We start from the raw sequence: 14,813 nt of genomic DNA, 5'->3' as shown, positions 1-14,813 counted from the left end.
GTGGCCGTTGGTGAGTGTTGTCCCGCAGTCCGGTTCATCTCTGTCCCCGCCGCTGTCGCGATCATTCGGCGCCGGTTCCGGCAATGGGGTTTTGACGCTGTGAGGGTGTGCGGCCGCGATTGGGCGGCCGGCCACCCGGGTCACGGATGCCTGATTGCGAGTCCTCGGCAGGCGTGCTACAGTGCCGCGGTGACGTCTTCCGGCCGCACGGCCGGCGCCCGTTGGAGAACACCAGGTCCACCTACCAGGGAGGCGGATGATGAATCGTCCTTCCGCAGCAGGTCTCGTGAGTGCGGCCGCGACGTGCGTTCTGCTTCTTCTCGTGTCGAACATGGTTGAGGTGCGCGTTGGGCAACTCAAGCCTTCTGCTCGCGGGACGTTGTTCGATGCTGCGCCGTTCGGGGTGGCCATCCAGGGTGACGAGGGCAAGTGGCAGGGTGTGCGCTGGGCGGAGCCTCGCAAAGTGCGACGGATCGTCGTGGAGTTCGGGTCAGGGCCGATGCCTGATCCGGCGTCGGTGAAGTTGCAGTACTGGCACCGAGTCTGGGACGGCAAGCCGGACCCGGTCCTGGCCGAGCGCGGCGCCGGGCGCGTCGGCTGGGATGCGATGGACGACTGGACCAATGGCAGCTGGATCGATGCTGCGACGCAGGTGGCGGTCGGGGGGAATACCTGGAGCATCACTTTTGCCTCCACCAGCGATAAGGAGATCAGGAAGCTCCGCGGCCCCGGCGTCTCGTACCGCAAGACGCTCCAGGTTCGGCTCGTTGCCCGGGAGCCGCTTTCGAGGATCGAACGCTTTGCGGTCTACACCGACGCGGAGCTCAAGACGCTCCAAGTGCGGATCCAGTTCGACTCGCCCGCCCACTCCGGCGTGAGGCTCAGCGGGGATGAACCCGGCCGGATCGAGGTCTTCAATGGCCAGGTGGCGGCCGTTCGACCGTTGCCCGACCAGCCGGTCCAGGTGACGACGGACAACCAGTGGGTGCTTCGGGCCGGTGAGAAGGGAGGGATCGCTGTCGACCTGTTGACCGCGGTCGATCCCATGGATCCGGGGTACGACCGGACCATCGTCACGGTGCGATCGAGCCAGCGTCCGTTCTCTTTCGCGGCGGCGGAGGTTGCTCATGGCGACCGGATTCTGGTTGACGATCTCGGGGTCCTGGTCACGCGCGGTGACGACAGCATTGCCCTGGCGACCTATCGGGATGCCCTGCGGCGCGAGTTCTCTGGCCAGACGATCTACGACCGCGTCGAGCAGGAACCGGAGCAGACCCTGACCAGAGCATGGAACGAGATGCCACTCAAGCGGCCCCTGTACTTCGTGCACGGTTTGCCCGGTGATCGCAACGTTGTGCGTCAGCAGCCCAACGGCGGGCTGGAGATCTCCGGGAGGGGACGTTGGTTTGACATCCAGAAGAGTCCGCGCGACTGCGACCGCAAGCTGTGGGAAGGCAACGAGCTTCGTTTGGACTTCGGTTTCCCGGAGGAGAGGCTCCGGGGCGGATGCGAACTGGCCGAAGGCTACCTGCCGCTTCTGCGGACCTGGTGGCAGGATGGGTCGATTTACTACGAGTCGTGTGTCGTCATGGACGCCCTCGACGGCAAGCTGGACGACGTGAAGCTGGATACGCCGACCGTCCTGCTGATGCGCGTGCACGTTGCGAACGTCTCCGGTTCGGATGACGCTACGGCCGTCCTGCGGCTTCGCTCGAACACTGCCCGGGATGGCAGGCTGGTGGTTCAAGGCGATCAGGCCGTTGCTCGATCGGAGAAGGGCCCGCGATTGCGGTTCCTGGTTCGGACGGACGGCCGGGGCGTGTTCCATGCAGAGGACAACGCCGCGCGGTGGTCGGCCGACCTCAAGCCCGGCGGAGCGGCGGATGTGTTCTTCATGATCCCCACGATCACCCTCAGCGAGCCGGAGGAGATTGATGCCCTCCGTGGCCGGCAGTTCGGCGCTGACGCGAAGCGGATCTGCGACTACTGGCGGGCTATGGCCGCCCGCGGGACGCAGATTCACACTCCGGAGCCCTGGCTCAACGACTACTACCGGGCCCACCTGCTCCACTTGCTGGTTAACTGCCAGAAGGAACTCGACACCGACTTCCTGCACGCTCACGTAGGCACATTCCGGTACGGCGTGTACCCGAACGAGTCGGTGATGATGATCAGCGATCTCGATCGTCGCGGCTATCACGACGAGGCTCGACGCAACCTCGACGCCCTGCTGCACTACCAGGGTACCGTTTCGATGCCGGGCAATTTCAGGACCGCCGAGGGGCAGTTCTACGGGGCCGGCGGGCACGAGACTGGCGGCTACAACAAGAGCCACGGCTACGTCCTGTGGAACATGGCCGAGCATTGGTGGCACACTCGCGACCGCCGCTGGATGGACGCGGCCGCACCGAAGCTGGTCAAGGGCTGCCGCTGGGTCACGCTTGAGCGTCAGGCCAACCTGAAGCTCAGTGCAGACGGAACCAGGCCGCTCGAATACGGCTGGCTGCCGACCGGCTCGCTCGAGGACGTCACCGACTACTGGCACTGGCTTTCCACGAATGCGGCCACCGTCTGGGGCTTCCTGAACCTGGCCGACGCCCTGGCGGACTTTGGGCATCCGGAGGCGGGCGAGCTGCAGAAGGAGGCCAAGGCATACCGCGACGACTTTCTCGACGGCATCAGGCGATCGATGGTGCTCTGTCCGGTGGTTCGGCTGCGTGATGGGACGTACGTTCCGAAGATCCCGTCCCGGCTGTATGAGCGTGGGCGTTCACACGGCTGGCTTCGCGAGACGCTGGAGGGCTCGGTCTTCCTGCCGGCCTACGATCTCATTCCACCGGAGGCGCCCGAGCACCTCTGGATTCTGAAGGACTTCGAGGACAACCTGTACATCTCCAACCGCTTCGGCTATGACATCCCGAACTTCAACAGCTTCTGGTTCTCGCGGGGCGGTTTCTCCATGCAGGCCAACCTGCTTGATGGTCCGCTGCCTTATCTATGGCGGGACGATATCAAGCACTACCTGCGGGCGTACTTCAACAGCTTTGCCTCGGCGTTCTATCCTGAGCTTCGCATGTGTAACGAGCACTGCCTTCCGGAGTTGGGTTATCCCGCCGGTGACCACTTCAAGACCTCGGACGAGGCCCAGTCGACTTACTGGCTCCGGCTCATGTTCGTCAACGAGCGGGGCAGTGACCTCTTTCTCGGGCAGGCCATTCCGCGGTACTGGCTGGCGGATGGAAGGGGGGCGAGCATCGAACGGGCGGCTTCCCGATTTGGCCCTTTGTCCCTCCGGTATGAGCCCCGCGTGGCCCGGGGGGAGATCAAGGTCATTCTCGATCCTCCGCATCGCCCCCGGCCGGCGACGATCTACGTTCGCATCCGCCATCCCGAGTCCAAGCCGATCAAGGGGGTGATCCTCAACGGGGCCGCCTACGACCGGTTCGATCCGAAGAAGGACTGGGTAGTACTGGATGGTAGTGCGGAGGGCCGGCAGGAGATGGTTGCCCGGTACTGAAGGGCGAATGGAGCATGGAGAACGGACCATTGACGAAGCAGGCCACCCAACCGATCGGGCTCCGGCGTCGTCCGGGCTCCGTGATCCGTTCTCGACTCTCAACTCCGTTTCGGCTGTGGCTGATGGTCAGCGTGTGGTTGCCGGTACTGCTGGTTTGCGCTCCGACCCGGGGGGCGGACTCCAGGGACGAGGTCCTGTCCCGGCTGGTGCCTCGTCCGCGCGAGATTCACGTGGCCGACGGGCGGCTGGAATGGCGGAAGCGGATCGCGGTGGTGGTGACGCCGGACCGGGCTGACGATCGCTTTGCGGCTCAGACGCTGATTGACGCCTGCAGGGAGCGGAAGCTGAACGAGCCGCGCATCGTGCCGACCCAGGAAGTGGTCGATCTGCAGGCTGACGTGGTCGTCTTCCTGGGTGATCCGTGCCGCTTATGGCCGCTGGCCCGCATTCTGCGGACCGAGCGGGTCGCGGTGCCGCCGGAGGTTGGCGACGAGGGCTACCTGCTGGAGGTCACGCCTGATCGGGTGTTCATTGCCGGCAACGCGCCCGCGGGGGTCTACTACGGCGTCCAGACGCTGATTCAGCTGCTGCCGGAGGCGGAGCCGGCCGCCATTCCCGCGGTGCGGATCTGCGACTGGACGGAGATCCGGTATCGGGGCTGCTCGGTGGACCTGTTCTGCGGCAAGGTGGGAAGGACCGAGTGGATGCGGGAGAACATCCGCCGGCTGGCCCACTACAAGATGAACTCCGTTGTCTTCTACCTAGAGGATGCGTTCCTGTTTCCGAGTCACCCGGACATCGGCGAGGATCGCGACCGTCTGACCACGCCAGAGGTCTTGGAGCTGGACGCCTTTGCCCGGAAACACCATGTGGAGGTCATTCCCTGCTACAACTCGCCCGGCCACATGCTGCGGACCCTCGCCCATCCCAGGTACGCGCACCTGGCGGAGGGTACGGACAACGAGGCCCAAAGAGCGGTGATCAACGTCACCCATCCCGACGCCTACCCGCTGCTTACCGATCTGTACACCGATCTGTGCAAGGCGTTTCCCAGCCGTCTGCACTACATGGCCGGCGACGAGGCCCTGGCGCTGGGCACGGGCAGGAGCAAGGGGGCCGCCAGCGAGATCGGGGCTGCTCAGCTCTTCGTCAGACACATTAAGAACATTCGAGAGGTTCTCGCTGCCCATGGCAAGCGCATGGTCGTTGCCGGCGATCCGTTCGAGCCGGACTTCTTCAAGGCGTTCGGGTTGGCCAACTACGGCCTGGATGCCCTGGCCCAGGTGCCGCGCGACGTGATCATTGTACCGTGGCATTACGGGAAGCTGGAGCAGTTCCCGTTTGGCCAGCAACTGGTCGACATGGGTTTCGACCAGATCATCTGGACGTCGAATGCCGCTTTTGGAGAGTTGTTCCCCAACGTGGACGGGGCAGCGGAGAACATTGAGAGTGTGTTGCCGTGGGTCCACAAGCTTGGGGCGATGGGAACAGCCCACTCGGAGTGGAACGGGTACGGGGAGAACATCTTCTCCGAGTACAACTGGCCGGCCATAGCATTCGCGGCGGAGTGGGGGTGGACGAGCCACGGTCGTCCGTGGAACGAGGCCTTGCCCATGATCGTGGAAAGTTTCTACGGGCCCGGAACGAGCGATCTGGCCCGGACGATCCGCTTCCTGGGCAGCACCGACCGGTACTTTCCATGGGGCGCCAAGTTTCTGATGCCCCCGGCGTTTCCGGTGTTTTTTGAGCCGCTCGGACCGCGGGCGGTTGACCAGGGTGGTTTGAGTCTCCTGGCCGACTTTCGCCGCGACCTGGCTGTTGCCCGGGAGACACTTGACCGGGTTCGGCCGTTGGTGCGCCGACACAAGGGTCATCTGGACTACCTCGACTTTGCTCTGGAGCAGCAGTTCGTTCTGGCGGATCTGGTCGAATGTCGGCACCTGATGGCCGGCAAGGATGCGGACAGCCGCAAGGCTGCCGCTGGGTTGGTCGTCCAGCTCAACGGGTCTTTTCCCAAGCTTTGCGACCGGTACGCAGAACTGTGGCTGCGAACCGACCGCCCCAAGGGGTTGGAGCCCAATCGCAAGCGGTTCGACGTGGTCAGGGAGTCGATCCGATCGGCGGTTGGCGATGGGGGGGCAGCATTGAGCGTTCCACCATCAGCGCGTCCTGGCAGGTGAAGTGGGCGGCTAGGTCGGGACTGCCGGCCGCATCTGGCTATTGAAGGCACTGGTTGGGGTGCCGATCGGATTGGCGATCCTGGGGGGGTGGGATAAGGTTGGGGGGAAAAGCGCCGGCGCCAAACGAACCCAATGAGGATTGCCTAGATTGCCTCGATGTTGCATCTTGCCGAGGGTTCGACTGGGGGGGTATCAGGATGTCAAAGAGCTGGGAGGCAAGGTAGGGGATCGTCCTCCATAGTCATATCACATGTTCCGTCCCGGACCGGTGATGGGTGACTGGTCGGCGGTCAGCGATCGCCCGTTGTTGTCGGGCGAGGCTGACGGATGCGATCCATGGTTCTGAGCTGCGGCTGGGGACGAGCGCGCCCCGCCGACGGCAGATTCACGAACGTGGTGGCCCGCGGCGATCCGGGTTATGCCAGGGAGTGTCTTCGATGCTCTTTGACGGCAACCCGAAAAAGGTTGACACTGTAGGCGGCAGGCCGGCTGGTCGGGCAGGTCATGCTCGGTAACCGGTCTTGGGTACGGGAGGCTGTTCATGAGGCTGCGAAAGCTGGTACGTCCGCGGGCCGTCGGATTGGTGGCGGGGCTGATCCTGGGCTGGTGGGTGGCGGGCCTGGAGATGCGTACGACGGCTGCCCAGGGGACGGACCTGGAGACGCTGCTCGGGGAGCGGATTGTTGAGCCGGACGTCCCGCTCGAGGAGGTCGCCCGATTCTGCGAGATTCGCGTACCGGTCATGCCCCAAGTGGCCGCGTTGGAGGAGTGGGAGTCGCTAGCCCGCCGGTGGCGGCAGGACGTGCTGGCGAAGGTTGTGCTTCGTGGCGAGGCGGCGAAGTGGGCGGAGGGGGAGGTCAAGGTTGAGTGGCTGGAGACCATTCCGGGCGGGGTGGGGTACCACATTCGGAAGCTGCGGTTCGAGGCTGTGCCGGGGCTATGGATCCCGGCCTTGTTGTACGAGCCGGACAAGCTGGAGGGTCGTGTGCCGGTCGGGCTGGCGGTCAACGGGCACGAGGGCATCGGCAAGAGCGTGGGCTACAAGCAGACTCGCTGCATCAACCAGGTGAAGCGCGGGATGATCGTGCTCAACGTCGAGTGGTTGGGCATGGGCCAGCTTCGCGGGGAGGGTTTTGACCACTATCGGGCCAACCAACTGGATTTATGCGGGACGCCGGCGGTAGCACCCTTTTTCCTGTCGATGAAGCGTTCGCTTGACATTCTGTTGAAGCACCCGAACGCCGATCCCGCTCGCGTGGCGGTTGCCGGTCTGTCGGGCGGGGGGTGGCAGACGATCTTCATCAGCGCGCTCGATCCAAGGGTCACGCTGTGCAATCCGGTGGCGGGGTATTCGAGCTTCGCAACGCGGGCGCGGTTCGTCGAAGACCTGGGCGATCCCGAGCAAACGCCGTGCGATCTGGCCACGGTGGTGGACTACAAGCACCTGACGGCCATGTGTGCCCCGCGGCCGACGCTGCTGACCTACAACGCGAAGGACAATTGCTGTTTCCGTGCGGACCACGCCCTGCAGCCGTTGCTTGACGCGGCCACGCCGATCTTTGCGTTGTACGAGAAGGGTGTCCGTCTCCGCTCCCACGTCAACCAGGATCCCGGCACGCACAACTTTGAGCGGGAGAACCGGGAGGAGTTCTACAAGTTGCTGGGCGATCACTTCTTCGCCGTGCAGGCGTTCGACTGGCACGAAATCGCCTGTGAGGAGGAGATCAAGACGCATGAGCAGCTCCTGGTGCCCCTGCCGGAGAAGAACGCCGACTTCCATTCGCTGGCTCTCGCGTTGGGCAGGGATCTGCCTCGGGACCACCATCCGCCGTCTGATCGCTCGCTCCTGGGGCGGTGGCAGAAGGAGCGGCGCAGTTTGCTGCGGGACACGATCCGTTTCCGAGAATACGGGCTGAGGGCCGAGAAGGCCGGCGAGAGGCAAAAGGGGGGGATTGAGGCGACGTTCTGGCGGTTGAGGATCGGCAAGGAGTGGACGGTACCGGCGGTCGAGCTGTCGAAGGGCAAGGGTGACCGGGTGGCGGTGCTGATTGCCGACAAGGGTCGGAAGGCGGCGGCCGGCAAGGCGGACGAGCTGCTGGCCGGCGGGCATCGGGTTCTCGCGGTCGACCCGTTCTACTTGGGCGAGTCTGCGATGGCTCACCATGCGGCACTGTACGTTCTGCTGATGGGGGGCGTTGGCGAGCGGGCGCTGGGTGTTCAGGCCGGTCAGTTGGTGGCCGTCGCGAAGTGGGTGCGGTCGGTGGGTGGGGCGAAGGAGGTGCAGATTGTGGCCCAGGGCCCGCGTACGAGCACGATAGCCTTGGCCGCAGCGGCCGCCGATCCGGAGGCGATCGCGAAGACAAGCCTGATTGGCCCGCTGGTGAGCCTGAAGCAGGTCATCGAGAAGAACTGGTCGATGCAGGATTGTCCCGAGCAGTTCTGTTTCGGGTTGTTGGGCCAGTTCGACATTGAGGATCTGGCGGCGTTGGGCGGTCAACGATGAAGGCATATGGAGCCGCACGGTGATGAAGCGACCGATTCGCCGGTCTACCTTGCCTCGCAGGGGAAGGTGGTCGGGCCAGCGACCTGGGGAGCGGCCATCCGGGGTCCGTCCTGGGCGGGATTTCGGGAGGGGGTCCCGGCCCGAAGCCGGCAGCTGGGATCATGTGGCCGCGTGGTACGATCGGCTGGTTGGCGACGAGGGATCGGACTATCACCAGAAGGTGATCCTCCCGGTTGTGCTTCGTCTGCTTGATCCACGTCGGGACGAGCGGTATCTGGATCTCTGTTGTGGCCAGGGGGTGTTGACGCGGATTCTTCTCGAGCGTGGGGCGGCGTCGGTGCTGGGCGTGGACGCGAGTCCTGAGCTGATCGCGGCCGCCAAGAAGCGCGGGCCGGCGGATCGGCGGGTGAGGTATGTGGTTCGGGATGCTCGGCGGCTGGATGACTTGGCTGATGGGAGCTATGACGCGGCGGCCTGTGTGATGGCGGTGCAGGATGTGGAGGGGGTGGACGATCTGTTTGAGAGCATGGCCCGATCGCTGAAGGAGGGTGGTCGTGCGGTCATTGTCATGATGCACCCGTGCTTCCGCGTTCCGCGGCAGTCGTCGTGGGGCTGGGACGATCAGAAGAAGGCCCAGTACCGGCGGATTGAGCGTTACGCCTCGCCGATGAGGGTGCCGATCGCGACGCATCCGGGCCGCGAGCCGGGTCAGCACACGGTGTTTCATCATCGGCCCCTGGCGGACTACTTGAACGCGTTGGGGCGTGCGGGCCTGGCGGTGGTGGCGGGTGAAGAGCCGTTGACCCATCGGGAGCCGCCGCCGGGGCCTCGTGCCAAGGGTCTCAAGCGTGCGGGTGAGGAGATCCCGGTGTTTCTGGCGATCAAAGCGATGCGGCTGCCCGGCTGTTTGCCGCGCAGTCCTGAGGTGGCGGGAAGGGGGGGCTGAGGAGCGAAAAAGTGGGGCAGTGGCGCGGGCTCTGCGGTGCGTGGCGACGGTTCTGGCCCGAGGGGATGCTCCGCGGCCAACGTGCGAGTGACCGGCGGGATGCTGCCACCCGACCGGCGGGGGCAAGGGTAGGCGGCAGGCTGGTTGGTGGGGGGCGGCTCACGTGGGATCGGGGTGAGGTGTGGGAGCGGGCTTGACGGCGCTGAAGAGGCTCCGCAGCCGGGCGGCGATTGCCCGGAGCGGACGTCTGGGGGTGTGTTCCCTGCGGTCGGCCGGTTTCATTACCACCCAGTGGTAGAACCGCTGGAGCAGGAAGCGGAGATGGCGGTAGGACCGGATGGCCAGGAGGTTGCGGGTGAAGATCCATGGCCGCAGGTAGAAGCTAAAGAACGCCCGGCGTTTGAGGCTCAGGAGTTCATCTCGAGTCATTCCCTTGGGCACGTAGGCTGCGCTCATGAACTTGAAGTCGTTCCAGTCGACTTTCTCGATTTCGCCCGACTCCACGAGCTGGTTGTAGCTGGCTGTTCCCGGCAGGGGCAGGTAGGTGAAGAAATTGGCCCGGACCAGGTCCAGTTCACGTGAGAGCCTGATCGTATCGCGGATTGTCTCGCGGGTCTCGCCGGGGAATCCGAGGATGAAGAACGCGGCCACGTCGAGGCCGTGACGGCGGATGCGGGCCACGTTCTCACGCATCCTGTGGACGGTGGTTTTCTTGTTCATGGCCTTCAGGACCTGGTCATTGCCGCTCTCGACGGCCACCGAGACGACGTAGACTCCGGCGGCTCTCATCATTTCGAGGAGCTCGTCGTCGACCCTGTCCATGCGGATGCCGTTGGGCAGAGCCAGGGAGATGTCGAGTCGCATGTCCAGGATCATTTGCAGGACTGACTTGGCGTAGTCGAGGTCCTGGGTGAAGTTGTCGTCCACGATATGGAACTCGCGAATCCCGTACACCGAGTACAGGAGGCGCACCATCTGCTGGAGGTAGCCGACGCTGTGGTGGCGAAGGCGGCGTCCGGAGAGAATGGGCGCGGAGCAGAAGGTGCAGGCGTGGGGGCAGCCCCGGGTGGTGAGGATCGGCGAGATGGGGAACTGGTTGTAGAAAGCCCCGTGCTGGGATTCGGGATAGGTATCCGGCCGCAACAGGTCCAGTGCCGGCAGACCGAGATGGTCGAGGTCTTCGGCGAGTTGAGGCGGGTTGACGATGCGCTGATCGCCGTGCCGCCAGATCACCCCGGGGATGCCGCTGTATTCCCGGCGGCCTTTCTCCAGGGCGTGAAGGAACGGGCCGAAGCCGATTTCACCCTCGCCATTGAAGCCGTAGTCCAGGTCGTCCCCGAATGCCCGGCAGGCTCCGAGCGGATCGGCCGAGACGTGAGCCCCGCCGACCACGGTGGTGATGGCGGAGTCGCATCGCTTGATGACGCGGAGCATGCGTTTGACGTTGGGCAGGTCGAAGGTGTACGACTGGATGCCAACCACATGGGGCTGCAGGGCTTCGAGGACGCCGCTGATCTCATCCGGCGAGGTGTGGTTCTTTATGCAGTCAAAAAGAGTGACGTCGTGGTTTCTGCGGATCTGTTGGGCAAGGTAGCCGAGTCCCAGTGAGGGCTGGATGTGGTCGCTCAGGTTGTTGGGTTTGATCAGCAGAACGCGCACGCAGAGGGTCCTTGGTCAAGTTGTCGCCCGCTCACGCTCGGGTCGTCTGAAGGGTTATCGGTTGCTGGGCAGGCTGACTGAAGGTAGGAGCGGCTGGATTATGGGACCCGGGCGGTGGAGGATCGACGGTGGATTTACCCGCTCGGCGGGCCGGGCTGGCGATGTGCCGGGGCCGCGTCACTCTTTCCGGCAGGCGAGGAGACTGAACTGAGCCGCGAGAGGCAAGCGGGCGACCAACGACTCGATGCCGTGCAGGCAGCTCAATGCACGCGGGAACAGGAAGTGGAACCGCAGTCGCGGGCGGCCGAAGCCGGTGGCCCGCATCAGTCGAGCGAAGCGATGGGGGTTCACCATGATCGCGTTTTGGTCAAAGGGGATTGAGTGCATCACCCATCGGGCCGGGAGGCTGAACGGGTTGTTGTCGAACATGGCGAGGAGAGCCCCGGGAGCCATGTAGTCACGGATGCGGTGGAGCCAATGGCGGTGTTCGGCCGGGGCGATATGGTGAAATACGCCGTTGACATAGGCGAGGTCGGCGGTGTGTCGCTGGCTGAACTCCTCAGGTGTCGAGAAGCAGACGTGGTGGCTGCCGTGGCGGCGGGCTGCGACCGCAAGCGACTCCCGGGAGATGTCGAGGCCGATGATCTGGCTTTCCGGGAATGCCGCCCGCAGGAAGGGGACGTGAATGCCGACGCCGCAACCGAATTCGAGGACTTGCCGTGGGGCCAGTCCCGATTCGTGACAGTGTTGGCGCACGCACGCCACACGCCGTTCGGCGAACCAATCGGGTTGCTGGCCGGACCAGCGCAGGCCGCGACACAACTCGGCCTCGTAGTTCAGCGCGTATTGGTCAAACCCCATGGTCTGAGTCCGACATGAGCAGCCGCTGACGATCATGCATGGCCGGGATGATCCGGAGGAGGCAGGCCGTCGCGGCCATCTGGCAGAATGCCAGCACGAAGAACGCCGCGACGACCACGCGCGACCAATGAAGCGTGGTTGGGGCGATTTCCCCGGTCCTGGCATAGGAGACGATTCCGGGCCAGACCAGGATTATGGCCAGGGCGACCGCGATCAGCCCCAGTTTCCAGTAGACACGGAGCGCCCGGCGCCCCCACCATAGATGGGCCTTGTCGAGGAAGCGGTCGTAGCGAAGCTGGGACAGGGCGATGACGTGTTCGGCCACGACGGTCGCGCACAGGAGGGTGACGCCTGCCAGGCCGAGCAACAGAATCGTCAGGAAGCGGTAGATCAGCCATTCGGGGAGTGTACCGTTGGCCAGGTAGTGGCGCACGGGGAAGAGGCTCAGAGAGGCGGCGATGAGGGCGAGAACGCCCACGATGGGGAGGGTGACCCGGGAAGTCCGGACGTACACGGCTGCAGAGAGGATTTCGCGGGTGAAGCGGAGGCCATCTTGGAAGACCTTCAGTTTGGAGCGGCCGATGCGTTCCTCGTATTTCATGGGGATTTCACGGATTCGCAGTTCCGTGTCCATGAGTGCCCGTGCGCTCATCGAGGGGGTGAAGTCGAGTCCGTTGGGCAGGGGCAGCAACCTGGGCAATGAATCGGCCCGGATCACGCGCATCCCGCTGGCAGTGTCGTCGACGCGCCGCCGGGAGAGCAGGCCGAGTATGGAGGCGAAGATCCTGTTGCCGGCGCGGCGAACGAGGGGCATCTTGGAGTCCGCGCCCATACGGCAGCCGAGCACGATATCCACCTGCTCATCCAGGGCGACGTTGCACATTGGCAGGAAGTAGGCCGGGTCGCAGGTTCCGTCGGCATCGAGAAAGGCGAGCAGATCGCCTCCCGCCTGTCGCCAGCCTTCCTTGATTGCGGCCCCGTAGCCGCGGTTCTTCTCGAATTCGATGACCAGCACATCCGGATAACCACGAGCGATGGCCGCGGTTCGATCTGTTGACCCGTCGCTGACCACCACGAGCTGCACGTCGGTCACCTTGCCTCCGGCGATGATGGTTTCCCGGGCGGCGAGGCAGCGTTCGAGGGTCCGGCCGATGGCTTCTTCCTCGTTGAGTGCCGGGAGGACGATGGTCAAGGTGATCCGGTTTTCGATCGGGGTTGACCGAGCCTCGTTGCAGGTGCAGGCTGGTTGCGGGGGGGTGAATGTCATCGGCATCGGGTACGGTCTCCCGGGCGTATTCTGTGCGCAAGGCGAACTCTCGCCGGTGCATCCGATGTATCGGACCTGCCGGGGGGAGGCTTGAGATATGCGGTCACTTCGGGATCGGGAAGACGTAATGGTCGGTGTGGGCCAACCGCCGCCAGGGGCCGGTCTCGAGGGCGGGGTCGACCAGGGGACCGGAACGTGCCACCAAGGCCCGGACCTGGATTCCGGCCAGGGCGGCCTGGACTTCGGCCCTGGTTTTGTCATTGGCGGCCAGGAAGAGTTGGGCGTGGGCATCGGGAATCCTGGCGATGACTCGTGCACCCGCGAGGCGGGCCCAGTACGGGTTGATGCTTCCGAGGATTGCCACGCGGTCACCGGGCCTGAGACCTTGTTCTTGCAGGGCTTGAGCGACATACCACTGGGGGTGGGGGGCGGTGTCGCGGCGGGCACGGATGTCCTTGAGCGCTCGCTGGGCAGGGTGTAGCTCGGCCTGGGCGATGGGGACTGCCATTACCAGGATCAGCACGAGCCCGGCAGCGTGGAGGAGTCGCTCGTAGGGTGTTCCAGCCGGCAGTCGGACCGCGCAGAGCAGGGCGGACCAGATCAGGATCATGGAGCCACCGAGGAAGCGAGGCTCCACCGAGAGCAGGGCATAGAGGCCAAGAGGAGTTATAGCGGGTATGAGAATTGGGTAGGCTGAGGCGATGTCGCGCAGGCGGCGACCGCGATTCGCCGCCAGGAGAAGGAGAACAAGAAGGGTGGCGAGGATTCCGGCCTGCTGGACAAAGAGGATCTCGTAGTAGATGCCCAGGTTCTGCAGCAGGAGCGTCCACTGTCGCCAGCGATCGAGATGAACGCGGAGATGCCGGTTCCAGTGGGCGGGGTCGTACCACATCGGGTACGTGCCGGCCACGGGGGTTGCGAACTCCTCGACGGTGGGCAGATCGAGGACTCGCCGCGGGAAATAGGGAGCCTCTTGCGTGGTGGGGGGTTGAGTTTGGGTTGTCGGCTTGCCGGCCAGCCAAGCGTAGTTCAAGCGGCCTGTTTCTCCGGTGGTGAATCGGCCCATCTTCGAGGAGAGCGCGGCCACAAACGGGGCGGCGACCAAGGCCATAGCGATGCCTGCGGCCAGGAGATGGGGGATTCGTTTACGAGCTCTGGGTGAACAGAAGAGGGCAACTGCCAGGCAGACCAGGCCGACGGGGAGCAAGATGGCCTTGGCGAGGTAACCCAGTCCAAGCACGATGCCGAGGAGGACATAGCTTCCCCATGCGTCGCGGCCGGACTGGATCCGCAGCAAGAGGCCAGCCGAAAGCAGAACGAAACCGGTGACCAGGGTGTCGGCCCCGGTTGCCCGGCTGAAGGCGAACGAGGACCACAGGAACAGTGTGTAGCCGAGTATGGTCCACAGTGGGAGTGAGGGTGTGGTGCAGTCCTGGTCGAGATCGGCCGCGTCGGGCCGGTGGCGGAATTGCGTCAGGCGCTTCCAGAAGAAATGAAAGGAAGCCAGGGTGAAGAGGTGGATGGGGATGTTGGTCATATGGAGAGCGGTCGCCTCCCAATAGGGCGAGGGTGGCCAGAGGAATCGGCTCACGGCCAGGATCCAGCAGTACATGGGGCTCCAGTAGGCGTTGAGGGCGTTGTTCCAATCGCCTCGGGCGTAGGCCTCAGCCACTTCGATGTAGGAGACAGCGTCTTGCGAGACGGTGTGGCGTGAGGACCATTCCTGGAGGCCTGCAAGGGTGATGGCCGCCAACCAGAAGAACACGATCCACGGTTTGTATTGGGGCTGGCTGGTCCCGCCAAAGGCAGAGTGTCTTTCGGGTTTAGCGATGGTTGGGTGGTCGGCCATGGCTGTCTTCCGCGCCTGTTCTGCCGGCTCA

The 14,813-nt window shown here is 64.5% G+C and carries 8 protein-coding genes; 4 read left to right on the top strand and 4 right to left on the bottom strand.

The window, feature by feature from the left end; translation table 11 throughout:
- Nucleotides 1–259: 259 nt before the first annotated feature.
- The 4 genes from KA354_17940 (at nt 260) to KA354_17925 (ending at nt 9,146) form a co-directional block, all read left to right on the top strand.
- Complete coding sequence (locus KA354_17940; GenBank protein ID MBP7936525.1) at nt 260–3,517, top strand: hypothetical protein; 3,258 nt, start codon at nt 260–262, stop codon at nt 3,515–3,517.
- Between the two features lie 29 nt (nt 3,518–3,546).
- The gene (locus KA354_17935) at nt 3,547–5,697 is read left to right on the top strand and encodes a beta-N-acetylhexosaminidase (protein ID MBP7936524.1); all 2,151 of its coding nucleotides are present in this window, start codon (nt 3,547–3,549) and stop codon (nt 5,695–5,697) included.
- Between the two features lie 541 nt (nt 5,698–6,238).
- Nucleotides 6,239–8,200 (top strand): acetylxylan esterase, encoded by a 1,962-nt coding sequence (locus KA354_17930; protein ID MBP7936523.1) that lies wholly within the window; start codon nt 6,239–6,241, stop codon nt 8,198–8,200.
- 163 nt (nt 8,201–8,363) lie between these two features.
- Nucleotides 8,364–9,146, top strand: a complete 783-nt coding sequence (locus KA354_17925) for a class I SAM-dependent methyltransferase (protein ID MBP7936522.1) — start codon at nt 8,364–8,366, stop codon at nt 9,144–9,146.
- 159 nt (nt 9,147–9,305) lie between these two features.
- Here the strand turns inward: KA354_17925 and KA354_17920 are convergent, their stop codons facing one another.
- The 4 genes from KA354_17920 to KA354_17905 all read right to left on the bottom strand — a co-directional run bounded on the left by KA354_17920 (nt 9,306) and on the right by KA354_17905 (nt 14,782).
- The gene (locus tag KA354_17920) at nt 9,306–10,805 is read right to left on the bottom strand and encodes a radical SAM protein (protein MBP7936521.1); all 1,500 of its coding nucleotides are present in this window, start codon (nt 10,803–10,805) and stop codon (nt 9,306–9,308) included.
- 177 nt (nt 10,806–10,982) lie between these two features.
- Nucleotides 10,983–11,666, bottom strand: a complete 684-nt coding sequence (locus tag KA354_17915) for a class I SAM-dependent methyltransferase (protein MBP7936520.1) — start codon at nt 11,664–11,666, stop codon at nt 10,983–10,985.
- Nucleotides 11,656–12,939 carry a glycosyltransferase family 2 protein gene (locus KA354_17910; GenBank protein MBP7936519.1) on the bottom strand — a complete coding sequence of 428 codons (1,284 nt, stop codon included), beginning with the start codon at nt 12,937–12,939 and terminating at the stop codon, nt 11,656–11,658. The genes KA354_17915 and KA354_17910 overlap by 11 nt, the downstream gene beginning before the upstream one ends.
- Nucleotides 12,940–13,036: 97 nt before the next feature.
- On the bottom strand, nt 13,037–14,782 hold the full coding sequence (locus tag KA354_17905; protein ID MBP7936518.1) for a hypothetical protein: 1,746 nt from the start codon (nt 14,780–14,782) through the stop codon (nt 13,037–13,039).
- Nucleotides 14,783–14,813: the final 31 nt, after the last annotated feature.

Source organism: Phycisphaerae bacterium, from assembly GCA_018003015.1.
Classification (GTDB): domain Bacteria; phylum Planctomycetota; class Phycisphaerae; order UBA1845; family PWPN01; genus JAGNEZ01.
This window is presented reverse-complemented; position numbering and strand designations above follow the sequence as displayed.